The sequence below is a fragment of the Roseateles saccharophilus genome (assembly GCF_004342485.1).
GTDB classification, from domain to species: Bacteria; Pseudomonadota; Gammaproteobacteria; order Burkholderiales; family Burkholderiaceae_C; genus Pelomonas; species Pelomonas saccharophila.
In genome coordinates this window covers 23301-48689 of sequence record NZ_SMBU01000006.1, presented here as the reverse complement: position 1 = coordinate 48689, position 25389 = coordinate 23301, and the positions used below count along the sequence as shown (strand labels likewise).

23 protein-coding genes are annotated in these 25389 nt (G+C 70.9%); 12 read left to right on the top strand and 11 right to left on the bottom strand.

Annotated elements, in window-relative coordinates; all coding sequences use genetic code 11:
- Position 1: 1 nt before the first annotated feature.
- On the top strand, positions 2–811 hold the full coding sequence (locus EV671_RS06990; protein WP_132570583.1) for a M48 family metallopeptidase: 810 nt from the start codon (positions 2–4) through the stop codon (positions 809–811).
- A 336-nt stretch (positions 812–1147) separates the two neighbouring features.
- Here the strand turns inward: EV671_RS06990 and EV671_RS06985 are convergent, their stop codons facing one another.
- Entirely contained in the window at positions 1148–2206 is a 1059-nt protein-coding gene (locus tag EV671_RS06985) for an MBL fold metallo-hydrolase (RefSeq protein WP_132570582.1), read from the bottom strand.
- Between the two features lie 40 nt (positions 2207–2246).
- On the opposite strand from EV671_RS06985, the gene EV671_RS06980 reads away from it, so the two are divergent.
- Both EV671_RS06980 and EV671_RS06975 read left to right on the top strand, forming a co-directional pair.
- Complete coding sequence (locus EV671_RS06980; protein WP_132570581.1) at positions 2247–2660, top strand: MerR family transcriptional regulator; 414 nt, start codon at positions 2247–2249, stop codon at positions 2658–2660.
- A gap of 131 nt (positions 2661–2791) precedes the next feature.
- Positions 2792–3559: a TonB family protein gene (locus EV671_RS06975; RefSeq protein WP_132570580.1), complete on the top strand. Its 768-nt coding sequence runs from the start codon at positions 2792–2794 to the stop codon at positions 3557–3559.
- 22 nt (positions 3560–3581) lie between these two features.
- On the opposite strand, the gene EV671_RS06970 is transcribed toward EV671_RS06975, so the two are convergent.
- Positions 3582–4493, bottom strand: a complete 912-nt coding sequence (locus EV671_RS06970; RefSeq protein ID WP_132570579.1) for a LysR family transcriptional regulator — start codon at positions 4491–4493, stop codon at positions 3582–3584.
- Between the two features lie 116 nt (positions 4494–4609).
- Between EV671_RS06970 and EV671_RS06965 the strand changes: the two genes are divergently transcribed.
- The 3 genes from EV671_RS06965 to EV671_RS06955 all read left to right on the top strand — a co-directional run bounded on the left by EV671_RS06965 (position 4610) and on the right by EV671_RS06955 (position 6878).
- Positions 4610–5224: an FMN-dependent NADH-azoreductase gene (locus EV671_RS06965; RefSeq protein WP_132570578.1), complete on the top strand. Its 615-nt coding sequence runs from the start codon at positions 4610–4612 to the stop codon at positions 5222–5224.
- A gap of 10 nt (positions 5225–5234) precedes the next feature.
- The gene (locus EV671_RS06960) at positions 5235–6104 is read left to right on the top strand and encodes a pirin family protein (protein WP_132570577.1); all 870 of its coding nucleotides are present in this window, start codon (positions 5235–5237) and stop codon (positions 6102–6104) included.
- Between the two features lie 165 nt (positions 6105–6269).
- Positions 6270–6878 carry a DUF938 domain-containing protein gene (locus EV671_RS06955; RefSeq protein WP_132570576.1) on the top strand — a complete coding sequence of 203 codons (609 nt, stop codon included), beginning with the start codon at positions 6270–6272 and terminating at the stop codon, positions 6876–6878.
- Between the two features lie 64 nt (positions 6879–6942).
- Here the strand turns inward: EV671_RS06955 and EV671_RS06950 are convergent, their stop codons facing one another.
- The 5 genes from EV671_RS06950 to EV671_RS06930 all read right to left on the bottom strand — a co-directional run bounded on the left by EV671_RS06950 (position 6943) and on the right by EV671_RS06930 (position 11487).
- Positions 6943–7455, bottom strand: coding sequence for an O-acetyl-ADP-ribose deacetylase (locus EV671_RS06950; protein WP_132570575.1), 513 nt, complete (start codon positions 7453–7455; stop codon positions 6943–6945).
- Between the two features lie 3 nt (positions 7456–7458).
- Positions 7459–8190: an ABC transporter ATP-binding protein gene (locus EV671_RS06945; protein ID WP_132570574.1), complete on the bottom strand. Its 732-nt coding sequence runs from the start codon at positions 8188–8190 to the stop codon at positions 7459–7461.
- Positions 8187–9962: a branched-chain amino acid ABC transporter ATP-binding protein/permease gene (locus EV671_RS06940; protein WP_132570573.1), complete on the bottom strand. Its 1776-nt coding sequence runs from the start codon at positions 9960–9962 to the stop codon at positions 8187–8189. The genes EV671_RS06945 and EV671_RS06940 overlap by 4 nt, the downstream gene beginning before the upstream one ends.
- Before the next feature lie 5 nt (positions 9963–9967).
- Entirely contained in the window at positions 9968–11005 is a 1038-nt protein-coding gene (locus EV671_RS06935; protein WP_132570572.1) for a branched-chain amino acid ABC transporter permease, read from the bottom strand.
- 119 nt (positions 11006–11124) lie between these two features.
- On the bottom strand, positions 11125–11487 hold the full coding sequence (locus EV671_RS06930) for a BON domain-containing protein (RefSeq protein WP_132570571.1): 363 nt from the start codon (positions 11485–11487) through the stop codon (positions 11125–11127).
- A gap of 32 nt (positions 11488–11519) precedes the next feature.
- Between EV671_RS06930 and EV671_RS06925 the strand changes: the two genes are divergently transcribed.
- Positions 11520–13607: an AsmA family protein gene (locus EV671_RS06925; RefSeq protein WP_132570570.1), complete on the top strand. Its 2088-nt coding sequence runs from the start codon at positions 11520–11522 to the stop codon at positions 13605–13607.
- On the opposite strand, the gene EV671_RS06920 is transcribed toward EV671_RS06925, so the two are convergent.
- Positions 13586–14044 (bottom strand): hypothetical protein, encoded by a 459-nt coding sequence (locus EV671_RS06920; RefSeq protein ID WP_207911102.1) that lies wholly within the window; start codon positions 14042–14044, stop codon positions 13586–13588. The genes EV671_RS06925 and EV671_RS06920 overlap by 22 nt on opposite strands.
- Positions 14045–14228: 184 nt before the next feature.
- On the opposite strand from EV671_RS06920, the gene EV671_RS06915 reads away from it, so the two are divergent.
- A complete protein-coding gene (locus tag EV671_RS06915) occupies positions 14229–15485 on the top strand; it encodes an MFS transporter (RefSeq protein WP_132570568.1) in 1257 nt (418 codons plus the stop codon).
- Here EV671_RS06915 and EV671_RS06910 read toward each other — a convergent pair.
- Positions 15455–17443: an OPT family oligopeptide transporter gene (locus tag EV671_RS06910; RefSeq protein ID WP_132570567.1), complete on the bottom strand. Its 1989-nt coding sequence runs from the start codon at positions 17441–17443 to the stop codon at positions 15455–15457. The genes EV671_RS06915 and EV671_RS06910 overlap by 31 nt on opposite strands.
- A gap of 148 nt (positions 17444–17591) precedes the next feature.
- On the opposite strand from EV671_RS06910, the gene icmF reads away from it, so the two are divergent.
- Complete coding sequence (gene icmF, locus EV671_RS06905; protein WP_132570566.1) at positions 17592–20882, top strand: fused isobutyryl-CoA mutase/GTPase IcmF; 3291 nt, start codon at positions 17592–17594, stop codon at positions 20880–20882.
- A gap of 6 nt (positions 20883–20888) precedes the next feature.
- Here icmF and EV671_RS06900 read toward each other — a convergent pair whose 3' ends face one another.
- Positions 20889–21896, bottom strand: a complete 1008-nt coding sequence (locus tag EV671_RS06900; protein WP_243655616.1) for a transglycosylase SLT domain-containing protein — start codon at positions 21894–21896, stop codon at positions 20889–20891.
- Between the two features lie 50 nt (positions 21897–21946).
- Between EV671_RS06900 and EV671_RS06895 the strand changes: the two genes are divergently transcribed.
- Both EV671_RS06895 and EV671_RS06890 read left to right on the top strand, forming a co-directional pair.
- Positions 21947–22531, top strand: a complete 585-nt coding sequence (locus EV671_RS06895) for a TMEM175 family protein (protein ID WP_132570565.1) — start codon at positions 21947–21949, stop codon at positions 22529–22531.
- Between the two features lie 2 nt (positions 22532–22533).
- Positions 22534–23130, top strand: coding sequence for a YdeI/OmpD-associated family protein (locus EV671_RS06890; RefSeq protein WP_132570564.1), 597 nt, complete (start codon positions 22534–22536; stop codon positions 23128–23130).
- 37 nt (positions 23131–23167) lie between these two features.
- Here EV671_RS06890 and EV671_RS06885 read toward each other — a convergent pair whose 3' ends face one another.
- Positions 23168–24358 (bottom strand): GGDEF domain-containing protein, encoded by a 1191-nt coding sequence (locus tag EV671_RS06885; RefSeq protein ID WP_132570563.1) that lies wholly within the window; start codon positions 24356–24358, stop codon positions 23168–23170.
- Positions 24359–24476: 118 nt separating this feature from the next.
- Here EV671_RS06885 and EV671_RS06880 point away from each other — a divergent pair, with 118 nt between their 5' ends.
- Entirely contained in the window at positions 24477–25382 is a 906-nt protein-coding gene (locus EV671_RS06880; RefSeq protein ID WP_165917490.1) for a diacylglycerol/lipid kinase family protein, read from the top strand.
- The last annotated feature ends 7 nt before the right edge of the window (positions 25383–25389 follow it).

Genomic DNA, 25389 nt, shown 5'->3' with positions numbered 1-25389 from the left:
CATGCCCGCCAAGCGCCCGGCCCCACTCCTGCAGGACAGCCAGCTGTCGCTGTTCGACGTGGCGCCCGAGATCACGCCTGCCGACCCCGGCGCGGCGCGGGCGCTGCGCGAGCTGTGGCTGGGCCAGCACCGCATCGGCTACGAGCTCAAGCGCGCGCGCCGGCGCTCCATCGGCTTCGTCGTCGGGCCGCAGGGCCTGCGCGTCAGCGCGCCGCGCTGGGTGCCCATCAACGAGATCGAGCGGGCTCTGCACCACAAGGGCGAATGGATATTGCGCAAGCTTGTCGAGCAGCGCGAGCGCCAGCAGCGCATGCAGGCCGCACGCATCGACTGGCTGGACGGCGGCCAACTGCCCTTTCTCGGCGAGGCGCTGACCCTGGTCGTCGCGCCCTTCGTGCGCGAGGTGACCTGGGACACGAGCTCGCGCGAACTGCGGCTGCCGCTGCCCAGCGGCGCCGCGGCCGAGCAGGTGCGCGACCTCGCCCAGGCCTGGCTGAAGGCCCGCGCCAGGGAGGATTTCCTGCCGCGCTGCCAGCATTTCGCCGACCGGCTCGGCGTGGCGATGAAGTCGCTGCGCCTGTCCTCGGCCCAGACGCGCTGGGGCAGCGCCAGCGCCGACGGCAGCATCCGGCTGAACTGGCGCCTGATCCACTTCGCGCCGGCCATCATCGACTACGTGGTGGCGCATGAACTGGCCCATCTGCGCGAGATGAACCACAGCCCGGCCTTCTGGGACACGGTGCGCTCCGTGCTGCCCGACTTCGAGCGTTCACGCGAGGCCCTGCGCGAGGAATCCATCGTCGTGCAGTGAGTCGGCCGCTCAGCCGGGACCGCTGCAATGGATTGCTTGTGAATATTCCCGCAGGGGCGTCACGCCGGTGCATTCACGTTCAGCAACACTGCGCCCGACGCTGTCACCACAGGTACCCGAGCCGGCTTGACCCGGCGCACACAGGGAGTGAGGGGTACCACCGCAAGGCCGGAACGCCGCCGCTGGAGCATCCACGGCGGCGTTTCACTTTGGTGTTCGCCGGGTCGTTGTGTCGCGCCGCGACCCAACCCGCACTACCCTGCGGCGTGCCTGTCGGCCCGTACCTGGCGCACCCCCCAAGCCCGACCGCGATGCGTTCGGGCTTGACCCCGCTGTTCAGGCTAGCGAGAAGCGGTAGACGCCGTCGGCGCCCAGTTCACGCCTGAGCTCGCCCTTCAGCCACAGCGCGTTCAGGTGGGCGATCGCCTCGCCCATCGCGAACGTGGTCTGGTGCAGGTCGAGCTTGCGCTTGAACAGCACGTTGAGCAGGCCGGCCGCATGCGTGGGCTGGGCGGCGCAGGCGGCCACGACCTCGGCCAGGCGCTCGTCGTGGTGTTCGCGCAGCTGGTCGACACGCGCATGCAGGCCGGTGAAGGGCTTGCCGTGGGACGGCAGCACCAGCGTGTCGGCCGGCAGCTCCAGGTAGCGCGCAAGCGAGTCCAGATACAGCGTCAGCGGGTCGGCCTCGGGCTCGACGTCCACGACCGAGACATTGGTCGAGATGCGCGGCAGCACCATGTCGCCGGAGATCAGCAGCTTCGCCTCCTCACAGAACAGGCTGATGTGCTCGGGCGCGTGGCCGTAGCCGGCGATGCAGCGCCAGCTGCGCCCGCCGATGTCGACCGTCGTGCCGTCCATCAGGCGGCGGTAGCTGGCCGGCACGGCGGGCACCATCTTGGGGTAGTAGTCGGCGCGGGCGCGGATCTTGTCCAGCGACTCGGGGTCGGTCAGCCCGTGGCTGCCGAAGAAGGCCGCCGCCGATGCGCCACCCATGCCCACCGTCGAGCTGCTGGCCAGGCGCGCGAGGTTGAAATCGGTCGCGCTCATCCACAGCCGGCAGTTCCACTTCTCCGTCAGCCAGTGGCCCAGCCCGAGGTGGTCGGGGTGGAAATGCGTCGCCATCACGCGCAGCACGGGCAGGCCGTCCAGGCGCTCGGCGAAGACTTTCTCCCAGTTGGCGCGCGTGTCGTCGCTGGCGATGCCGCAGTCGACGATGGTCCAGCCCTCGCGGCCATCGATGCGGTCGCGCAGCAGCCACAGGTTGATGTGGTCCAGCGCAAAGGGCAGGCCCATGCGCACCCAGCGCAGCCCGGGCGCGAGATCCAGGGCCTCGCCGGGCTGGGGCAGGGTTTCGCCCAGGGGATAGTGGAGTTCGGATTCGCGTGGGTTGGCCATAGCCGCCTTAGACTGACGTTTACGTCAACTCAGTTTAGCCATGCCGCCCCGCCGCCCTGTCACCGTCGCGACCGAAGCCCCGCAGCCAACCTACACGATCACCGAGCTCGCCGCCGAGTTCGACATCACGCCACGCGCGATCCGCTTCTACGAGGACATGGGCCTGCTGGAGCCCGGCCGCAAGGGCCGCAACCGCGTCTACACGCCGCGCGACCGCACGCGGCTGAAGCTGACGCTGCGCGGCAAGCGCCTGGGCCTGGCGCTGCAGGAGATCAAGCAGCTCGTCGACATGTACGACAGCCAGGCCAGCGCCGCGCCGCAGCTGCGCGCCTTCCTCGCCATCCTGGCCCAGCACCGCGGGCAGCTGGAGCAGCAGCGCCACGACATCGAGGTCACGCTGGCGGAAATCCAGCAGCACGAGAAGCGCTGCCGCGTGCTGCTCGGCCAAACGTGATGTTTGCCAGCAGAGCGCTCTAAATCGCGCATCCGGCGGGGCAAACCCCGCTGTCACCCTGCCCCGGGCTTGACTAGAGTTCGGCCGCCGCGTGGACACCGACACGCCGGCCCCGTCTCCGTGGAGCAGTCATGACACTCGGACCCCAGCGCCGCACAAGATTGGCGCTTGCCCTGCCCGCCCTCGCGAGCGCCCTGCTGAGCCTGAGCCAGGCGGCCGGCGCCCAGGCCACCGACCCGCCCAAGGCCGACGGCAGCCTGGAGCGCGCCCAGAAGGCGGCCGACGCTGTCTTCCAGTGGATCAAGATCAACGCCGACAAGGGCGCCAACCGCCAGACGCCGGCCCCTGCGCCCGCGCCGGCACCCGTCGCGCGCAAGCAGGCGGCAGCGCCACCCGTCGCTGCAGCCCCCCGGCCGGCGCCGACGCCTGCGCCAGCCCCGGCCGCCCCACAGATCGCCGCCACCCCCAGCCCGGCACCCGAACCCGCCGTCGCCCAGACCCCCGCTCCCGCCCCAGCTGCCACCGAGCCCGAGGCGCCGCAGGTGCTGCTCGCCTCCGCCCCACCCACGCCCGCGCCGGCCGCGCCACTGGCCGCCGCGGCCAAGGCCGTCGAGCCGCCGCCCGCTCCCGTCGAGGAGGAGGTGCCGCTGCAGCTGCTGTCCAAGGTGGCCCCGATCATCCCGCGCCAGCTGCTGACGCAGAGCTTCCGCACCGGCTTCGCCCAGGTGCAGTTCACGGTCCAGCCCGACGGCAAGGTCGGCGAGGTGCATGTCCTCAAGGCCAGCCATGCCCGGCTGGGTAGCGCGGCCATCGACGCGGTGCGGCAATGGCGCTTCGCCCCGATCCCCAAGCCGCGCGACGCCGCGGTCGAGATCAGCTTCAACAGCGACGAGGGCTGAGCGCGCCCGCCCCGGGCGTGCCTCAGCCCGGCGTCGGGCAGCTGTCCAGCAAGGCCGCCATCGCCTCCAGGAACACCCGGGTGCGCAGCGGCATCAGCCGCCGCTCCGGGAACACGGCCCAGGCGATCGAGCCGGGCAGATGCCAGTCCGGCATCAGGCGCTGCAGCCGCCCCAGGCGCAGCGCGTCGCTGACCAGCAGGCGGTCGATGCCGGCAATGCCCACGCCGGCCTCGGCCAGTTGGGCCAGCAGGCTGGGCGCATTGGCCAGCGTGCGCTGCACGGGCCGCACCAAGACAGGCTCGCCGCCCTCGCGGCTCAGCCGCCAGGGCAGCGGCTCACCGCTGCGGCTCAGCAGCATCAGGCCGTGCATGGCCTCCAGCGCCTGCGGCAGCAAGGGCTCGCCGACGCGCGCCAGATAGGCCGGCGCCGCATACAGCGCCCACTGCGTCGTCGCCAGGCGTCGCGCGGCGAGCTGGCTGTCCTCGGGCAGATCGCCCATGCGGATGGCGAGGTCGAAGCCCTCGCCGACGATGTCCACGCGCCGTGGCGTCAGGTCCAGCTCCAGCAGCACCTCGGGGTACTGGATCGCGAACTCGGCCAGCATGCCCGCGGCCACGTTCTGCGCGAAGTCGGCCGGCATGCTGATGCGCAAGCGCCCACTGGGCTTTTGCTGGCGGTGCAGGGCCAGGGCCAGCGCGCCATCCACTTCGGCAGCCACGGCACGCGCATGCTCCAGCACGCCGGCGCCGAAGTCGGTCAGCGCGAGCTTGCGCGTCGTGCGCTGCAGCAGCTTCTCGCCCAGCCGCGCCTCCAGCGCCGCGATGCGCCGCGACACCGTGCTCTTGGGCCAGCGCACGCGCTCGGCGGCGCGGCTGAAGCTGCCGGCCTCCATCACGCGGGCGAACAGCAGCAGGTCGTCGGCGTCAGACTCCATGATTCGGCCTTATTGATCCAATGACGGAACAATCTTATGCAAATCGACGGCTTCCAACATGGATTGGCGACTCCTAGAGTTCAGTCCATCGCAACCGCCCCTCCCAGGAACCCCAGATGAACATCCTGCAAATCAACTCCAGCGCCCGCCGCCTGCAAGACGACCAGGGCTCGGTGTCCACCCGCCTGGCCAACGAACTGAGCGCCGGCCTGCGCGCCGCCAACCCCGCCGCCACGCTCACCGTGCGCGACTTCGCCGTCAACCCCCTGCCCGTGCTCGACGAAGCCGGCCTGGGCGCGCTGTTCACCCCCGTCGATGCCCGCACGCCCGAGCAGACCGAACGCGTCGCACTGAACGACCAGCTCATCGCCGAGCTGTTCGCGGCCGACGCCATCGTCATCGGCGCACCGATGATCAACTTCAGCATCAGCGCCCAGCTGAAGAACTGGATCGACGCGATCGCCCGCGCCGGCGTGACCTTCAAGTATGGCGAGAGCGGCCCCGTCGGCCTCGTCACCGGCAAGAAGGTCTATGTCGTCAGCAGCCGCGGCGGCATCCACCGCGACCAGCCGCGCGACCAGGTCGTGTCCTATCTGCGCACGGTGCTGGCCTTCCTGGGCATGACCGACGTGGAGTTCATCTACGCGGAAGGCCTGAACATGGGCCCCGAAGCGGCCGACCGCGGCCTGAGCGCCGCCCGCGCGCAAATCTCCGAACTGCTGACCGCCTGAGGAAATCGCCATGAGCACCGTCGTTTCGTCCCTTTTGACCCAACCGCGCGAGGTCGAGCGCCTCGTCGCCGGCCAGCCGACCAGCGACGGTGCCGGCGTCAAGCTCAACCGCGTGCTGACGCAGAACCTGCAGCGCCGGCTGGACCCCTTCCTGATGCTGGACGCCTTCGGCACGGACAACCCGGACGACTACATCGCCGGCTTCCCCGACCACCCGCACCGCGGCTTCGAGACCATCACCTACATGCTCGCCGGCCGCATGCGCCACCGCGACTCGGCCGGGCATGAAGGCCTGATCTCGGACGGCGGCGTGCAGTGGATGACGGCCGGCCGCGGCGTCATCCACAGCGAGACGCCGGAACAGAACGAGGGCCGCATGGCCGGCTTCCAGCTCTGGCTCAACCTGCCTGCCAGGGACAAGATGCGCGAGCCCTGGTACCGCGACATCGCCGGCGCCGAGGTGCCCGAGTTCGAGCGCGACGGCGTCAAGGCGCGCGTCATCGCCGGCGCGAGCCATGGCGTGGCCGGCGCCGTGCAGCGTGACGCCACCGAGCCCCTCTACCTGGACCTGCAGTTCGCGCCCGGCGCCCACTTCGAGCAGGCACTGCCGCCCGAGTTCAACGCCTTCGTCTATGTCTACGAGGGCGGGCTGAAGTTCGAGAGCGGCTGCCTCGTGCCGACCGGCCGCATGGCCATCCTCGCCAACACGCCGGGCAGCGACGGCGTGCGCCTGCAGTCCGGCGACACGGTGACCAAGGCCCTGCTGATCGCCGGCAAGCCCCTGGGCGAGCCCATCGCGCAGTACGGCCCCTTCGTGATGAACACCGAGGCCGAACTGGTGCAGGCCGTGCGCGATTTCCAGGCGGGGCGGCTGGCATGAAGCGACGGAGCCCCTCGCCCAGACTTGCCCAGCTGAACGTAGGCAAGCCTGGGCGGTCCCCGAGGGGACGGCGATGCTTGCGGCATCGAGCCGCAAGCACATCGCCGGCGCGGGCCGGCTTGGGAACGGTCCGGCGCTCGGCCCTAGGGACCACAATCTCCGGCCATGTCCGATCCCCGCCGCCACAGCCCCGCCGCGGAGCGCAACGGGCCGCCCATCCTGGCGGCCCTGCAGCGCATCCTGCCATCCACAGGCCTGCTGCTGGAGATCGCCAGCGGCACGGGCCAGCACGCGGCCTTCTGCAGCGCCGGCCTGCCCGGTTGGCGGTGGCTGCCCAGCGATTTCGACGCGGCGGCGCTGCCGTCCATCTCGGCCTGGTGCGAGGGCCTGGAGCGCGTGCGGCCGCCGATCGCCCTGGACGTGCTCGACGCCGCCTGGCCCTCGGTTCCGGCCCAGGTCGACGCGATCTACTGCGCCAACATGATCCACATCGCGCCCTGGGCCTGCACGACGGGGCTGATACAGGGCGCCGCGCGGCATCTGGCGCCGCAGGGCCTGCTCATCACCTACGGCCCCTACATCGTGGACGGCGAGCCGACGGCGCCGAGCAATCTCGCCTTCGACGCCGACCTGCGCGCACGCAACGCCGCCTGGGGCCTGCGCCGGCTGAGCGATGTCGCCGAACAGGCCGCAGCCGCCGGCCTGCGGCTGCGCGAGCGCCTGGACATGCCGGCCAACAACAAGTTGCTGGTCTGGATGCGCGACGTCGGCTGAGGATCAGCCTTGGCCCAAGTCGGCCAAGGAGTGGACGAGGTCGTCGTTGGCGGCGGACAGGAGTTCACGGTGCAGTGAGTGCCGCCTCGTAGACGCGCAGGTCCTCAGCAGAGAAGCAGCAGAACACAACCTCCTGAATGCTGGCGTGGACAGCAAGTTCCACGCGCACCGTCTCGACAGCCACGCGCGCGGCCTGCTCGATGGGGAAGCCGTAGATGCCCGTGCTGATGCTCGGAAATGCCACGGTGCTCGCCTGCTTGGCGGCGGCCAGCCTCAGGCTGTTCCGATAGCAGGCGGCCAGCAATTCAGCCTCGCCATGCGCGCCTCCCCGCCACACCGGGCCAACGGTGTGGACGATATGACGAGCGGGCAGGCGATAACCTCGCGTGAGCTTGGCCTCGCCAGTCTTGCAGCCACCCAAAAGGCGGCATTCATGCACAAGGTCGGGCCCCGCGGCGCGGTGAATCGCTCCGTCCACGCCACCACCGCCCAGCAGCGATGAATTGGCGGCATTGACGATCACGTCGACCGAGAGTTTCGTGATGTCGGCTTGCTGAGCCCGGAGAACGGCTGCCACTGCTCAGTCCTTGCGTCCCGCCCCCAGATACGTCTCGATGACCCGCGGGTCCGCCGCCAGCTGATCCGCCGGCCCGCTGAGTCCGAACTCCCCCGTCTCCAGCACATGCCCGTGGTCGGCCACGCGCAGCGCGGCGCGGGCGTTCTGCTCGACGAGCAGGATGCTGACGCCGGTGGCGCGCAGGTCTTCGACGATGGAAAAAATCTCGCGCACGATCAGCGGCGCCAGGCCGAGGCTGGGTTCGTCCAGCATCAAGAGCTTGGGCTGTCCCATCAATGCACGACCCAGCGCCAGCATCTGGCGTTCGCCGCCGGACAAAGTGCCGGCCGCCTGGGCGCGGCGCTCCTTCAGCCGCGGGAAGCGCGCGTAGACGCTCTCCAGGCCATCGCGCCAGCGGCCATCGCCGAGCTTCTTGGGCCGCCAGCCGCCGAGCAGCAGGTTGTCCTCGACGCTCATAGCTCCGAACAGCTCGCGCTTCTCGGGCACCAGGGCCAGGCCCGCCATGACGCGTTCTTCGAGCGTCAGCCTGGCGATGTCCTCGCCGGCAAAGCGCAGCGTGGCGCTGCGCGACGGGATCAAGCCCATCAGCGCGCCCAGCAGCGTCGACTTGCCCGCGCCGTTGGGGCCGATGACGGTGACGACGCTCTTCTCCGGCGCCGCGAAGCTCAGGCCTTGCAACACCTCCGCACGGCCATAGCCGGCATGCAGGTCGACAACTTCCAGCAGCGCGCTCACTCGTCCGCCCCCAGGTAGGCCGCGCGCACGGCGGGGCTGGCCTGCACTTCGGCCGGCGTGCCTTCCATCAGGTGGCGACCGAACTCCATGACGACGATGCGGTCGGTCAGCTTCATGACGAAGTCCATGTCGTGCTCGACGAGCAGCAGCGACAGGCCCTCGGCCTTGAGCTGCTTCAGCACCTCGGCGAGGGCCTCCTTCTCCTTGTGGCGCAGGCCGGCGGCGGGCTCGTCCAGCAGCAGCAGCGAGGGGTCGCTGGCCAGTGCGCGGGCGATCTCGACGAGGCGCTGCGGGCCCAGCGCCAGGTTGCCGGCCAGCTCGTGGGCCTGCCCAGCCAGGCCGATGCGGCGCAGCTGGCGCAGGGCCTCGGCGCGGGCTTGCATTTCCTCGGCGCGGTCCAGGCCCAGCATCGCGGCCGCGGTGCCGCTGCGGGTCCGCAGGTAGCAGCCTAAGGCGACGTTCTCCAGCACCGTCATGTCGGGCACCAGCTTCACATGCTGGAAGGTGCGGGAGAGGCCGGCGCGCGCGATGTCGCGGCTGCCGCGGCCGTCCACGCGCTGGCCCAGCAGCTTGACCTCACCGGCGGTCAGCGGCAGCACGCCGGAGACGAGGTTGAAGGTCGTGCTCTTGCCGGCACCGTTGGGGCCGATGAGGCCGACGATGTCGCCGGCACGGATGGCAAAGCTGATGTCGTTGACGGCCACCAGCCCGCCGAACTGCTTGCGGATCCTGCGCACATCCAGCAGCGCGGCGCCACCCTCGGGGTGGCTGCGCGCGCTCAGGCGTGGCGCGTTCTCGTCCACCGCCCGCCTGCCGCGTGCCGGCAGCCAGCGCGCGATCAACGGCCACAGCCCATCGGGCGCGAAACGCAGCACCAGCACCAGCACGACGCCGAACACGATGATCTCGTAGTTGCCCGAGCCGCCGAAGATGACCGGCAGCCAGGCCTGCAGCTGGTCCTCGGCCAGCTTCACGAGAGCCGCGCCGGCGAAGGCGCCACCCACGGTGCCAATGCCGCCCAGCACGGCCATGAACAGGTATTCGATGCCGAACTTGATGCCGAAGGGCGAGGGGTTGACGCTGCGCTGCATGTGGGCGTAGAGCCAGCCCGAGACGGACGCCAGCAGCGCCGCGACGACGAACATCACCAACTTGTAGCGGAAGGTGGACGCGCCCATCGCCTCGGGCATGGTGGAGCCGCCGCCGCGGTTGGTGTTGAGCGCGCGCATGATGCGGCCCGGCCGCGAGTCCAGCAGCCGCGTCACGCCCAGGGCCGCCAGCAGCGCGGCCAGCCAGATCAGCAGATAGATGCGGCGCTCGCTCTGGAAGCTGAAGTCGCCCAGCGTCACCGCCGGCAGGCCGAGCAGGCCGTCGTACTTGCCAAGGGCGTCCAGGTTGCCAACGAGGTAGTAAAGCGCCAGGCACCAGCAGATGGTGGCCAGCGGCAGGTAGTGGCCCGACATGCGCAGCGTCAGCGCGCCGATTACGAGGGCCAGCACGAGGGTGATGCCCAGCCCGGCGACCAGGCCCAGCCAGGGCGACAGGCCCAGCACCGTCGTCAGATAGGCCGTCGCATAGGCGCCCACGCCGGCGAAGGCGGCCTGGCCGAAGGAGGTTAGGCCGCCCACGCCGGTCAGCAGCACGAGGCCGAGCACTACGAGGGAGAACAGGCCGATGTAGTTGAGCTGCGTGATCCAGAAGTCCGGCACCGGCGCGAAAGGCAGGGCGAGCAGCAGGACGGCGGCGGCGGCCGCGAGATGGGAGCGCTTCATGGCGATCAGTGCTCCTCGTGGTGCGGGTCGACGAAGGACCGCCACAACAACACGGGGAGGATGACCGTGAACACGATGACCTCCTTGAACGCGCTGGCATAGAAGGAGCCGAAGCTCTCGATCAGGCCCACGCCGATCGCGCCGCCGAGCGCCATCGGGAAGCTGGCCAGGCCGCCGAACACCGCGGCGACGAAGCCCTTCAGGCCGATCAGGAAGCCGGTGTCGTAGTAGATGGTGGTGGACGGCGAGATCAGCAGGCCCGACAGCGCGCCGATGAAGGCCGCCAGCGTGAAGGTGAGCGAGCCGGCCGCGTCGCCCGAGATGCCCATCAGCCGCGCGCCGGTGCGGTTGACCGACGTGGCGCGCAGCGCCTTGCCCATCAGCGTGCGCTCGAAGAACAGGGCCATGCCGAGGAGCAGCGCCACCGAGGCGCCGAAGATGATCAGCGTCTGCCCGGTGAGGCTCAGCGGGCCGATGTCGAAGCGCGCGTCCCAGAAGGCCGGCGTGCGATAGCCCTCGGCGCCGAAGAACACCAGGCCCACGCCGGTCAGCGCGAAGTGCACGCCGACCGACACGATGAGCAGCGTCAGCACGCTGGCCCCCGACAGCGCGCGATAGGCCAGGCGGTAGAGTAGCGGGCCCATCGCGGTGACGAGGCCAAGCGTCAGCGCCACCTGCACGAGCAGCGCGGGCTGCTGCGGCGCCAGCCAGTGCGTGACGCCCGAGACCGCCAGCGGAAAGCCCAGCGTGGCCAGCAGCCGGCGCACGAGGCGCGCGGCGGGCCAGCGCTCGCGCAGGCCCTGGGCCAGGTCCAGCAGCCCCGCCGCCACGGCCATCATCAGCAGCAGCCACACGGTGCCCGGCACCTTGCCCAGCTGCAGCGCGGCCAGCGTCAGCGCGCCGAAGGCGACGAACTCGCCCTGCGGGATGAAGATGACGCGGGTGACCGAGAAGACGAGGACCAGGGCCAGGGCCACGAGGGCATAGATGGCCCCGTTGGTCAGGCCGTCGAGGCCGAGGATGGCGGCAATCGTGAGATCCATGGGCGGCGCGGGGTGGAGGGCGCCTGATGGTATCGGCGATATACCGACCGCACGGTCGGGATATCACTCAGAAAAAAGGCGCCCGCGAGGGACGCCTTTCTCTTCCGGCGAAGCCAGGCTCAACCGCTCCGGCCGATCGCGACCTGGTTGTTGATCAGCTTCACGCCATCGACGGCGGAGGCCAGGGTCGTCGCGCGTTCACGCGACTGCGCATCCGGAACCACGCCGGTCATCGTGACCTGGCCGTTGCGGGTGTCGACGGTGATCTGCGTCGCGCGCAGCTGCTCGTCCGCGGCCAGGGCCGTGCGGACACGGGCGGTGATCGCCGTGTCGGCAGAGGCCTGCGCGCGCTCGGCAGCCGTGGCGTCCTGGCGTGTGGCGGCCCCCAGCTCATCGTCGTCGTCCTGCCTGCCGCAGGCGGACAAGGCCAGCACCAGCACGGCGAGCAGGGGCCATCGGATCGGGGGAGTCAGCGGTTTCATCGGGCATCCTTTCAACAGTGGGGCCAGAGGCCATGGCTTCAATTTGGGCGCTGCCGGCGGTGGCCGTGTTCGGCCCAGGCGCCGATCGCCTGTCGGACCAGGCCGACAACGCCAGCCCGCCGGCCCCGTCCTACAGGCGCGGCCGCGGCCGTCCCACGCCGGCCCCGCCCGCGCGCGCCCAGCATGGCGACATGAAGCATGCGAAGTCCGCCGTCGCCATCGGCGCGCTGCTGCTGCTGCCGGCACTCGCCGCCGTGAGCCTGGACCTGGCCGGCTGGCCGGGCCTGGCGCCCAGGCTCGCGCAGCGCGCCGACCTCGGCCTGCAATTGGACGCGGGGGCCAGGCTGCACCTGCTATGGCGCCCGCGGCTGGAGGCGCCGCGGCTGCGCCTCGTCGCCGCCGACGGCCAGACCCTGGCGGACGCCGGCGGCGTCACGCTGGCCTGGCAGTGGCGCGACATCGAGGCCTGGCGCCATGGCGCGCCCCTGCGGCTGCGCCTGGTGCAGGCCGCCGCCCTCACACTGGACTGGCGGCGCGACGCCGCCGGCCGCAGCCCCTGGCCGCTGCAGGCCGGCGGCCCGCAGGACAGGCCCGCGCCGCTGCCGCGGATCGACCACCTCGTCATCCGCGCCGGCACGGCGCATCTGGACGACATGCCGCTGCAACTGCTCGGCGACACCCGCTTCGAGACCGCCGACGACGGCCGCTGGAGCGCCACGCTGCAGGGCCGGCTGCGCGGCCAGCAGCTCGCGCTGAAGGCCGAGGCCAGCGCCGGCCTGGCCCTGCTGTCGCCGCCGCAGGCCGGCCTGCCGCCGGTGCGCCTCGTGGCCGAGCTGAGTCAGAGCGACGGTCGGATCTCCTTCGCCGGTACGGCCACGTCGCTGCTGGATGCACGCGCGCTGGACGGCGCCCTGCACGTGCAGGGCCGCTCGCTCGCCGCTGTCGGCCGGCCCTTCGGCCTGACGCTGCCGCACACGCCGCCCCTCGCGCTGGACGGCTGGCTGCGGCATGCCGCTGGCCACTGGCGGCTCGACGAGGTGCGCGCCCGCATTGGCGGCAGCCGGCTGGCCGGCGACTTCGCCTTCGACACGACCCGCCCCGCGCGCCCGCTGCTCAGCGGCCTGCTGCACGGCGGGCCGCTGCGCCTGGCCGACCTCGGGCCGGCCATCGGCACCGACACCCCGCCAAGCCGGCCCGGCCGCGTGCTGCCCGACAGGCCGCTGGACCTGCCGGCGCTGGGCGCGATGGATGCACGCGTCACCATCGCGCTGAGCCGAGTCGACCTCGGCAACGCCAGCCTGGCGCCGCTCGCGCCAGTCAACGCCAGCCTGCTGCTCGAGGCCGGCGTGCTGAGCCTGGACAACTTCAGCGCCGGCGTCGCGGGCGGCGAGGTGGCCGGCACGGCAAGGCTGGATACGCGCGCCAGCCCGCCGCAATGGCAGGCGCGCGCCGACGTCCACGGCCTGGCCGTGGAGCAGTGGCTCCGGCCCCAGCTCAAGGGCCTCAGCCGCCAGCCGCTGACCGGCCGCCTGCGCGCCGCGCTGGACGTGCAGGGCCACGGCCGTAGCACCGCCGAACTGCTCGGCAGCCTGGACGGCCCGCTGCGCCTGCGCCTGGAGCACGGCAGCCTGTCGCATCTGCTGACCGAGGCCGCGGGCCTGGACCTCGTCGAGGGCCTGGGCATGTGGCTGCGCGGCGACAGCAACCTGCCGCTGGACTGCGCGCTGTTGGACGGCCGCTTCCGCAGCGGCGTGCTCAGGCCGCGCTCGGCCGTGCTGGACAGCAGCGACAGCCGCATCGAGCTGGGCGGCCGCGTCAGCCTCGCCGACGAGAGCCTGGACCTGCGCATCGTCACCCGGCCCAAGGACTTCTCGCCGCTGACGCTGCGCACGCCGCTGCATGTGCAGGGCCGGCTGGCCGCGCCGAGCGTCACGCTGGAAGGCCGGGCCCTGGGCGGGCGCGCCGCTGCAGCGGCGGCGCTCGGCGTGTTGGCGCCACCCGCCGCGCTGCTGGCCTTCGTCGACCCCGGCGAGGCACTGCCGCCGCTGCGCTGCGAAGAACCGCCCCGGCCGCGCAACACGGGCGCGGCCGCCGCCGTTCAGCGCCTGCGGCGCGGCTGATCGTAGACCGCGTCCAGAAACTCGCGCAATGTGGCGGCGCAGGGGCCGTCGGGGCAAAGGAAGAGGCCTTCGGCCTCCGCCGGCACGTCGGGCGCGAAGCCCAGCACCTGCAGTGAGCTGAGCGCTTCGCCGCACAGGGCTACCGTGCGGCCGCAGCGCCAGGCCATCTTCAGCAGCGCCTGCAACCGTGCGCAGCCGCTGGGCGCGGCCCAGGCGTCGGCATTGAGCACGACGAGAGCATCGGCCCAGTCCGCCGCGGGCGGTGGTTCGCCGAACTCGGCGTCCAGGCACCAGGTGAGCAGCTCCACGCGGGCGTCGGCCAGCACGGCAAGATCGGCGCGCGCGCGCTGCAGCGCCTCGGCGGTGCCGACGATGCAGATCGACGGCAGCGGCGCGGCCGGGTTCGAAGGGGGCTGGCTTGGCATGGCAGCGCTCATGGCGCGACTCCGCGGAACGTGGCTGCCCTGAATTTCGCCCCGGCCGCCCCGGGCGCGCGTGGGCCGCAGACGCGCCACGCTGTAGGACAAGGGCCTGTCGGCACCCCCTAATCGGAAGTCTGCTGCCACGAACTGACCGCCGCCGATCGACACTGCGCAGCCGCTTCACCGAAGGCCCGCCACCATGCCCGACGCCCAGCCCTCCGCACCGCCCGTTCTCAGCCCCTACCAGCGCTTCGCGACGGCGCTGCTGACGCTGCTGCAGTTCGCCGTCATCCTGGACTTCATGATCATGTCGCCACTGGGCGCGCTGATCATGCCGGCGCTGTCGATGACGGCCCAGCAATTCGGCCTCGTCGTGTCGGCCTATGCCTTCAGCGCCGGCATCTCCGGCCTGCTGACGGCCGGCTTCGCCGACCGCTTCGACCGCAAGAAGCTATTGCTGTTCTTTTACGCGGGCTTCCTGCTCGGCACGGTCTGGTGCGGCCTGGCGAGCAGCTTCGAGATGCTGCTGCTCGCGCGCATCGTGACCGGCCTGTTCGGCGGCGTCATCGGCTCCATCGTCATGGCCATCACGGCCGACCTGTTCGAGCCGGCGCTGCGCGGCCGCGTGATGGGCCTGCTGCAGGGCGGCTTCGCGGCCAGCCAGGTGCTGGGCCTGCCCTTCGGTCTGTTCCTGGCCACGCACTGGGACTGGCATGCGCCCTTCATCGCGCTGGCCGCCTTCGGCGCTCTCGGCGGCCTGCTGATCGCCTGGCGCATGAAGCCGGTGGACGCCCATCTGGCCCTGCCCAACGACCGCAGCGCCTTCAGGCATCTGCTGCACACAGTGGCCAACGGCCGGCACCTGCAGGCCTTCGCGATCACGGCACTGCTGACGACGGGCGGCTTCATGATCATGCCCTTCGCCAGCGCCTTCTCGGTGCACAACGTCGGCATCGCGCTGGAGCACCTGCCCCTCGTCTACCTCGTCACCGGCATCAGCACGCTGTTCGTCGCGCCGACCGTCGGCCGCCTGACCGACCGCCTCGGCCCGCTGCCGGTGTTCTACACGGGCAGCCTGCTGACCATCGCCATGGTCGCGATCTACACCCGGCTCGGGCCCTCGCCGCTGGCCCTGCTGATCCTCATCAACGTGGTGCTGTTCGTCGGCATCTTCTCGCGCATGGTGCCCTGGCAGGTCATCGTCGCCGGCATCCCGGCGCCCGAGCAGCGCGGCTCCTTCAGCGCCATCAACGCGGCGCTGCAGCAGCTCGCCGGCGGCCTGGCGGCCCTGGTGTCCGGCCATATCGTGCACATCGCGCCGGACGGCCGGCTGGAGCACTTCCCCTGGGTCGGCAATGTGCTGATCGGCACGACGCTGGTCGTCGGCCTGCTGATCTGGCGGCTGCAGCGCGGGGGCGGGCAGCCTCAGCCGCGGGGCTTGAGCAGCCAGCGGTAGAGCCCGAAGCCGATGCCGGCGAAGGCCAGGAAGCCCAGCACCTGGCCGGAGGTGGCGAAGCTGTCGCCCACCAGCGCGAGCGGTGCGCCATTGCCCGAGAACACGACGACGGCCGCGAGGATGACGCCGAGCAGGCTCTCGCCGACGATCAGCCCCGAGGCCATCAGCACGCCGAGCTGCTTGGTGGCCTCGGCATCGCGACGGCGCGCGGCGGCGCGCTCGAACAGCCAGCCAGCCACGGCGCCGACGACGATGGTCAGCGTGCTGTTCATCGGCAGGTAGATGCCCAGGCCCACGGCCAGCGGCGCCAGATGGGCCTTGCCTGCGGTCGAGCGCTTCAGCGCCTCGTCGACGACGATGCAGGCCGCGCCGATGGCCGCGCCGATGCCGATCAGGTTCCAGTTCAGGTCGCCCTGGATGACGCCCTTGGCCAGCGCCGAGATCAGCGCGGCCTGCGGCGCGGCGAGCGCCTTCTTGGCGTCCACACCGGGCGCGCCGGCAAAACCATAGGCCTGGTTCAGCAGGTCCAGCACCGGCGGGATGACGACAGCGCCGGCCAGCACGCCGATGATCAGCGCCACCTGCTGGCGCCAGGGTGTGGCGTCCACCAGTTGGCCGGTCTTCAGGTCCTGCAGGTTGTCGTTGGAGATGGTGGCCACCGCGAACACGACGGCCGTGACGAACAACGCGAACGCCACCAGGGCCTGGCCCGTCGAGGCCGGCAGCAGCGGCTTGACGACCAGGGCCAGCAGCAGCGACACGCCGATGACGACCAGGATGCCCACGCCCGACAGCGGGCTGTTGGACGAGCCGATCAGGCCGGCCATATAGCCGCAGACGGCGGCGACGAAGAAGCTCATCAGCACGACGTAGACGACGCCGCCGACGACCAGCAGGCCGAGCTGGTCGGACAAACCGGCCGAGGTCGCGAAGCTGGACAGCATGAAGCCGATGGGCAGCATGCAGGCCAGCGTGATGAGGCCCACCGTGCCGATGGGGATGTCACGCTCGTTGCGCGGCAGCGTGTCGCCCTTGCCGGCCTTGCGAACGCGGGCGGACATGGCCGCCGAATGCAGGCCGGCGACGACGGGTTTGGCCAGCTTGACCAGCGTCCAGATGGCGGCCACGGCGATGCAGCCGGCGCCGATGAAGCGCACCTTCTTGCTCCAGGCGAACATCGCGACGGCCTCGGCCGCGCCGTCCACGCCCTGGGTCAGCAGGGGCACGCCGCCCAGCCAGCCGATGGCCGCGCCGACCAGGATGGCGATGCCCACCCACAGGCCGACGAGATGGCCCACGGCCAGCAACGCGAAGCTGAAGTTCAGGTCATAGCCTGTTGCGGGTCCATTGCCGCTCTTCTCCCCGCCGGGCAGCCGGAAATACTGCGCCAGGTTGGCCGCGAAGACCTGAGTCGCGACGACGACGCTGAAGCCCGCCGACACGAGAGCGCCGGTGACGATGGCCACCAGGCCCTGGCGGCTGCTCTCGCCGCTCTCGGCGGCATGGCCGATCTTGAGCACCTCGGCGCAGGCCACGCCCTCCGGATAGGGCAGCGGCGAGTTCGTGACCAGCGCGCGCCGCAGCGGGATGGAGTACATGACGCCCAGCACGCCGCCCAGCGCGCACAGCGTCGTCGACATCCAGTAGGGGAAGCCGCTCCACCAGCCGATCATCACCAGGCCGGGCAGCACGAAGATGATGGACGACAGCGTGCCCGCCGACGAGGCGATGGTCTGCACGATATTGGTCTCGCCGATCGAGTTGCCGGCGGCCTTGCGCAACAGCGCCATCGAGATGACGGCGGCCGGGATCGACGTCGCGAAGGTCAGGCCGGCCTTCAGGCCGAAATAGACGTTGGCGGCCGTGAAGACCAGGGTGATGAGGATGCCGAGGACGATGCCGCGCAGCGTCAGTTCGGTGCCCAGTTCGGGCGTGTGGTTTGGCGATGAGGTGCTCATGCGTCGAGAGGGAGATGGCCGGATCTGGCGAGGTGCGCATCATCGCGGCAGGCCACAGGCTGACGAGAGCCTGATAACCCTCAAATCACCTCAATTGACGTTAACGTCAATTGGCCGCCTAAAATCGCGGCCAAGCAAGGAGACAGCCATGACCGATCTCGCCGCCGACTACAAGGCGCTGGCCGAGTACCGCCCGACCCACAAGGTCCGTTTCGTGACCGCCGCCAGCCTGTTCGACGGGCATGACGCCGCCATCAACATCATGCGCCGCATCCTGCAGGGCATGGGCACCGAGGTCATCCACCTCGGGCACAACCGCTCGGTGGACGAGGTCGTCACCGCCGCACTGCAGGAAGACGCCCAGGGCATCGCCATCAGCTCCTACCAGGGCGGCCATGTCGAGTATTTCAAGTACATGGTGCAGTTGCTGAAGGAGCGCGGCGGCGCCCATATCCAGGTCTTCGGCGGCGGCGGCGGCGTCATCGTGCCGGCCGAAATCCGCGAGCTGGCCGAGCATGGCGTGCGCATCTTTAGCCCCGAGGACGGCCAGCGCATGGGCCTGCAAGGGATGATCGGCGAGATGGTCATGAAGGCCGACCAGGACTTCAGCGTGCACGCGCCCAAGGCCCTGTCCGCGATCACCGGCCATTCCGAAGCCGCCTGGCGCTCGCTGGCCCAGCTGCTGACGGCTCTCGAGAACGAGAAGGCCGACGCGGCGCTGGTCGACGCGCTGCGCGAGCAGGCCAAAGACATCAAGACGCCGGTGCTCGGCATCACCGGCACCGGCGGCGCCGGCAAGTCCAGCCTGACCGACGAGCTGATCCGCCGCCTGCGCCTGGACCAGGGCGACCAGCTGCGCGTGGCACTGATCTCCATCGACCCGTCGCGCCGCAAGAGCGGCGGCGCACTGCTGGGCGACCGCATCCGCATGAACGCCATTTCGCCGTGGGGCCAGGGGTCCCGCGTCTTCATGCGCTCGCTGGCCACGCGCGACTTCGGCTCCGAGATCTCGCCGGCCCTGCCCGACGTCATCGCCGCGGCCAAGGTGGCGGGCTTCGACCTCGTCATCGTCGAGACCTCGGGCATCGGCCAGGGTGACGCGGCCATCGTGCCGCTGGTGAACGTGCCCATGTATGTGATGACGCCCGAGTTCGGCGCCGCCAGCCAGCTCGAGAAGATCGACATGCTGGACTTCGCCGAGTTCGTCGCCATCAACAAGTTCGACCGCAAGGGCTCGCTGGACGCGCTGCGCGACGTGAGCAAGCAGGTGCAGCGCAACCGCGAGGCGTTTGGCCAGTCGCCGGACGCGATGCCCGTGTTCGGCACGATGGCAAGCCGCTTCAATGACGACGGCGTCACCGCCCTTTACCAGGCATTGAAGGCCCGCCTCGGCGAGCTGGGCCTCAAGCTGAGCGAGGGCCGCCTGCCCCCGGTCCACACCCGCCACAGCACCCACCAGACGCCCATCGTGCCGCCGGCACGCGTGCGCTATCTGGCCGACATCAGCGACACGGTGCGCGCCTACAAGGGCCGCGCGCGCCGCCAGGCCGCCCTGGCCCGCGAGATCCAGCAGCTCGAAGCCAGCCGCGCGATGCTGGAGGCAGCCAACCCCGACAAGAACGGCGCCCGCACCGCGCTGGCCGACCTGGCCGAGCAGCGCCGCAACAGGCTCGACGGCGACGCCCGCCAACTGCTGGCCCAGTGGCCCGACATGGTCAAGGCCTATGCCGGCGACGAGTACGTCGTGAAGATCCGCGACAAGGAGATCCGCACGGCCCTGGTCACCAGAAGCCTGTCCGGCACCAAGATCCGCAAGGTCGTGCTGCCCGGCTACGAATGCCATGGCGAGCTGCTGAAGTGGCTGATGCTGGAGAACGTGCCCGGCAGCTTCCCCTACGCGGCCGGCGTGTTCGCCTTCAAGCGCGAGGGCGAGGACCCGACCCGCATGTTCGCCGGCGAGGGCGACGCCTTCCGCACCAACCGCCGCTTCAAGCTGGTGTCAGAGGGCATGCCGGCCAAGCGCCTGTCCACGGCCTTCGACTCGGTCACGCTCTACGGTGCCGACCCCGCGCCGCGGCCCGACATCTACGGCAAGGTCGGCAACTCCGGCGTCAGCATCGCGACGCTGGACGACATGAAGGTGCTCTACGACGGCTTCGACCTGTGCAACCCCAGCACCTCGGTGTCGATGACGATCAACGGACCGGCGCCGTCCATCCTCGCCATGTTCATGAACACGGCCGTCGACCAGAACCTGGCCAAGTTCCGCGCCGACAACGGCCGCGAGCCCACCGCCGACGAGGCCGCCAAGATCAAGGACTGGGTGCTGGCCAATGTGCGCGGCACCGTGCAGGCCGACATCCTGAAGGAAGACCAGGGCCAGAACACCTGCATCTTCTCGACCGAGTTCAGCCTGAAGGTCATGGGCGACATCGCCGAGTTCTTCGTGCACCACAACGTGCGCAACTTCTACTCGGTAAGCATCTCGGGCTATCACATCGCCGAGGCCGGCGCGAACCCGATCTCGCAGCTCGCGCTGACGCTGTCCAACGGTTTCACCTTCGTCGAGGCCTATCTGGCGCGCGGCATGCACATCGACGACTTCGCGCCCAACCTGAGCTTCTTCTTCAGCAACGGCATGGACCCGGAGTACACGGTGCTGGGCCGCGTCGCCCGCCGCATCTGGGCCGTGTCCATGCGCGACCGGTACGGCGCCAACGAGCGCTCACAGAAGCTGAAGTACCACGTGCAGACCTCGGGCCGCAGCCTGCATGCGCAGGAGATCGCCTTCAACGACATCCGCACGACGCTGCAGGCGCTGATCGCGATCTACGACAACTGCAACTCGCTGCACACCAATGCCTTCGACGAGGCGATCACGACGCCCACGGAAGACAGCGTGCGCCGCGCGATGGCCATCCAGCTCATCATCAACCGCGAGTGGGGCCTGGCCAAGAACGAAAACCCGTCGCAGGGCGCCTTCATCATCGACGAGCTGACCGAGCTGGTCGAGGAGGCCGTGCTGGCGGAGTTCGAGCGCATCAGCGAACGCGGCGGCGTGCTCGGCGCGATGGAGACCGGCTACCAGCGTGGCCGCATCCAGGAGGAGTCGATGCACTACGAGATGCTCAAGCACACCGGCGAGTACCCCATCATCGGCGTCAATACCTTCCGCAACCCGCATGGCGAGACGGTGCCCGAGCACATCGAGCTGGCGCGCTCGACGGACGAGGAGAAGCAGTCGCAGCTGTCCCGCCTGGCGGACTTCCACGCCCGCCATGCGGCCGAGGCGCCTGCGATGCTGGCCCGGCTGCAGCAGGCCGTCATCGAGAACCGCAATGTGTTCGATGTGCTGATGGACGCCGTGCGCGTGTGCTCGCTGGGCCAGATCACCGGCGCGCTGTTCGAGGTCGGCGGCCAGTACCGCCGCAGCATGTAACGTCGTTCAGCGCCTGCCGGCCTGGATGGCCTGCATCGCCGCCCTCACCCGCTGCAACATCGCCGACGCCTCGGTCACGCGGGCGTCGAAGGGGTGCAGGCGCTGGCCGCCGACGGTGGCCATGATCCGGCGCACGTACATCCGCGTCTCGGCATAGGGCGGCACGCCGAGGTAGCGGTCCACGGCCTTCTCGCCGGCGTTGTAGGCAGCCAGCGCGAGCTGCACGTCGCCCTCGTAATAGGCCAGCAGCCAGCGCAGATAGGCCATGCCGCCACGGATGTTCTGCGACGGGTCGCGCAGCCGCAGCACGTTGAAGCGCGTGCCCGTCTCGGGCATCAGCTGCATCAGGCCCTGTGCCTTCTTCGGCGACTCGGCCAGCGGGTCGAAGTTGGATTCCTGCGCCATCACGGCCAGCACCAGGGCGGGCGCGAGCTGGTACTCGGGCGCGACCAGCTTCACGTAGCTGACGATGGCCGGCGGCGCGTTGGCCGGCAGCGGCAGCGCGGCCCACAACGACACCGGCCTGGCGCCACGCGGGGATGGCGGCGGCGCGGGCACCACGGGGGCGGGGTCGGTCTCGGGCGGGCGCAGGCAGGGTGGCGGGTCGCCCAGCGGCGTGCCGCCCAGCGTGTCCAGCATGTTCTGCGCCTGGCTCATGCCCTGTTCCGCCGCGGCAGCGAACATGTGGGCGGCCTCGGCGTCGTTGCGCTGGATGCCGCGCGCATTGGTCAGCATCCAGCCCAGGCTGTACTGGGCCTCGGCGTCGCCGTAGCGGGCGGCGCGGCAATAGAGCTTGGCGGCGGCCACCTCGTCGCGCTTCACGCCGTCGCCGTACTCCAGCGCCCTGGCCTCCTCGCGCCAGCGCTCCACCTGCGCGGGCACGACCGGCCCGCGCTCGCCGGGCGGCATCGTCGGGCGCGGCAGTTGCTCCAGCGTCAGCGCGGGCGCCGGCGAGAGCCCCTGGGCCATGGCCGCCGATGCGGTGAAGAACAGGGGCAGCAGCAGGCTTCGCAAGGGTCAGTCCGGAGGCAGCGGGCAGGAGTCGAAAGTCTAGACTCGTCTCAATGAACAAAACCCGCCTCGAAGCCTTCAGCGACGGCGTCATCGCCATCATCATCACGATCATGGTGCTGGAGATGAAGGTGCCGCACGGCGCGGACTGGGAGGCCTTGAAGCCCCAGTGGCCGGTCTTCCTGTCCTATGTGCTGAGCTTCGTCAACGTCGGCATCTACTGGAACAACCACCACCATCTGCTGCACGCGGTGCACAAGATCAGCGGCGGCGTGCTCTGGCCGAATCTGCATCTGCTGTTCTGGCTGTCGCTGATGCCCTTTGCCACCGGCTGGATGGGCGAGAACCATTTCGCGCCCCTGCCCGTGGCCGTCTACGGCGGCGTCCTCGTGCTGTCGGCACTGGCCTGGATGCTGCTGCAACGCGCGCTGCTGCGCATCCCCGGCAACGCCGCGATCCTGGTCGAGGCGCTGGGCCGTGACTGGAAGGGCAAGCTCTCGCCCCTCATCTACCTGTCGTCCATCGCGCTGGCCTTCGTGCACGTGGGCCTGTCGCTAGCCGGCTATGCCCTCGTCGCGCTGCTCTGGCTGATCCCGGACCGGCGCATCGAACACCAGCTCCGCAACCACGGGGAATGAGCATGCCCACGCTGGATCCGCGCATCGACGCCTATCTGGCCGCCGCCCCCGAGTTCGCCCGCCCCATCCTCGAACGCCTGCGCGAGGACGTGCACGCGGCCTGCCCCGGCGTCGTCGAAACCATCAAGTGGAGCCGGCCGCACTTCACGCTGGACGGCAAGCTGCTGGCCGGCATGTCGGCCTTCAAGGCCCATTGCGCCTTCGGTTTCTGGGAGCGCGAGGGTGCCGAACCGGGCCAGGCAGGCGCGATGGGCGACTTCGGCCGCATCCAGACGCTGGCCGACCTGCCCTCGCGCGCCGAGCTGCGCCGCAGCATCAAGGCCGCCGCGATGCTGCTGCAAGCCGGCGCGGTGCGTGCCCGCAAGCCCGGCCGCGAAGCCCGGCCCCGGCTCGACATGCCCACCGACTTCGCCGCCGCCCTTGCCCAGGTCCGGGCCGCAAGGCAGCACTACGACGCCTTCCCGCCCGGCAAGCAGCGCGACTACCTGGAGTGGGTGCTGGAGGCCAAGCGCGAGGAGACCCGTGCCAGGCGCATCGCCCAGGCCGTCGAGTGGCTGGCCGAGGGCAAGTCGCGCAACTGGAAATACGAGTCTTGCTGAGCCCCTCGCCCAGTCTCGGCCCGAAACACCGGCCGGCTCAACTCACGACGGATTGCAGCGACGAGTTGCGCATCCAGTCATCGGCCACGACGACGCGGTTGCGCCCCTGCTGCTTGGCCTGGTAGAGGGCCTTGTCGGCCAGGTGCATCAGCGTCTCCGGCGTGTCGCTGCGCGCGGCCTCGGCGACGCCGGCAGAGAGCGTGATGCGCACCGTGCGGCCGGCGTCTCCCGGCAGCTCCAGCGCCTCGACGGCCCGCCGCACCTGGTCGGCCAGATGCCGGGCGCCCGCGATGCCGGTGGCCGGCAGCACCAGGCCGAACTCCTCGCCGCCCAGGCGGCCCAGCACGTCCGAGCCGCGCAGTCGCGCCCGCGCGCAGGCCGCCACGGCGCGCAGCACCTGGTCGCCGACCACATGGCCGTGCTCGTCGTTGACGCGCTTGAAATGGTCCAGGTCCAGCATCGCGAAGCCCACCGGCTGACCCTCGCGCCGGCCGCGCTCCAACGCATGGGCCAGCAGCGACACCGTCGTGTTGTGGTTCATCGCACCCGTCAGGCCGTCGACGCTGGCGAGCTGGCGCATCTGGCTGGCCATGCGCTCGAAGCTCGCCAGCACGAAGCCGAAGCCGGCCGCCAGCACGGCCATGAAGGCCAGCATGAGGAGGGTCTCGCTCCACGCCTGCCAGGGCCCGGCCGGCTGCGGCTGCACCCGCAGCCACCACAGCGCGAAGCCGACGCGCGCCCACAGCGCCAGGCTGGCCAGCAGCAGCATCAGCGCAACGATGCGAAACGACAGCTCGCCGCGCCAGCCGCGGCGCAGCGCCACCACCGTGGCCGGCAGCAGCAGCGCGGCCATCGCGGCCGACACCGCGGCCGCCCGCACCGGCTCGCTCGCCTCCAGCAGGCCCGGCACGGCCAGTGCCGCGACGAGCAGCAGCCCGTGATGCCAGGCCGGCAGACCGCGGTTCAGCAGATGCCGGAACAGGGCCGACGCGAAACCCGCCAGCCCCAGCATCAGCAGCCAGTGGCCGCCCAGCAGGGCCAGCCAGGCCGGCAGCCCCGGCCGCAGCGCGAAGCAGGCGAAGCCGACGCAGAAGGCCAGCCCCGACCAGGCCAGGCTGCGCAACTCGCCGCGGTTCAGCGCACCGCGCCCGGCCAGGCGCAGCTGCAGCGTCAGCAGGCCGAAACCGAGCACCAGCAGCAGCACCAGCGTGGGCACATCCAGCGTCATGCGCAGCGGCCTCTTTGTGTTGTCGAAAAACCCCGCGGCCAGTGTAGGCAGGTCGGGGCGGGCTGCGCCAGGGTCTGCGCCGATGGCGGGCGGGCCACGGCGCGGCTCCAATGCCGGCGTGAACGTCCCTGCCCTGCCGCCGGCGCTGTGCCTGCTGAACCCGCATGCCGCCAACGGCCGCTGCGCCGCCCTCGCCGCACCGCTGCGCGCCGCCCTGCCCCATGTGCCCCTGGTGCTGCCCGATGACGTGGCCAGCGCGCGCCGGCGCCTGCTGGCCCTGCCCAAGGGCAGCCGCGTGCTCGTGGCGGGCGGCGACGGCACCGTGCACCAGCTGCTGCCCGCACTCGTCGAGCGCCGGCTGGAGCTGGCCCTGCTGCCCAGCGGCACCGGCAACGACCTGGCGCGCGCGCTCGGCATCGCCGGCCTGGGCTGGCAGGCCGCGCTGGCCCGGGTCCAGCGGGCGCCGGCGCATGCGATGGACCTCGGCGAGGTCGTCACGCCCGAGGGCGGCCGCCGGCTCTTCATGTCCAGCCTGACGGCCGGCTTCGACGCCGCCATCGCGATCCGCGCCCAGGCGGCGCCGAAGTGGCTGCGCGGCCAGCCGCGCTATCTGTGGGCCACGCTGGCCGCGGTCGGCCGACTGCGCGTCTATCCGCTGCGCGTGGAGGCCGACGGCGAGCTGCTGCACGAGGGCCCGCTGCTGTTCGCGTCCAGCCTGAACACGCCGACCTATGGCAGCGGCATGCCGGCCGCGCCCGGCGCCCGCATCGACGACGGCCAGTTGCAGCTGCTGCGCGTCGGTGCCTTCGGCCGGCTGGGCGCGCTGGCGACGATGCCGCTGCTGCTCAGCGGCCAGCACCTGCGCCATCGCCGCATCGCGCTCGGCGCCTTCCGCACGCTGCACCTCGCCAGCTCCGCGCCGGTGCCGCTGGCCGTGGACGGCGAGCCGCTGCCCTCGGCCTGCGACATCACCGTGCGCGTGCTGCCGCGGGCACTGGGCGTCGTACGCCTGGACGCACGATGATGCGGGC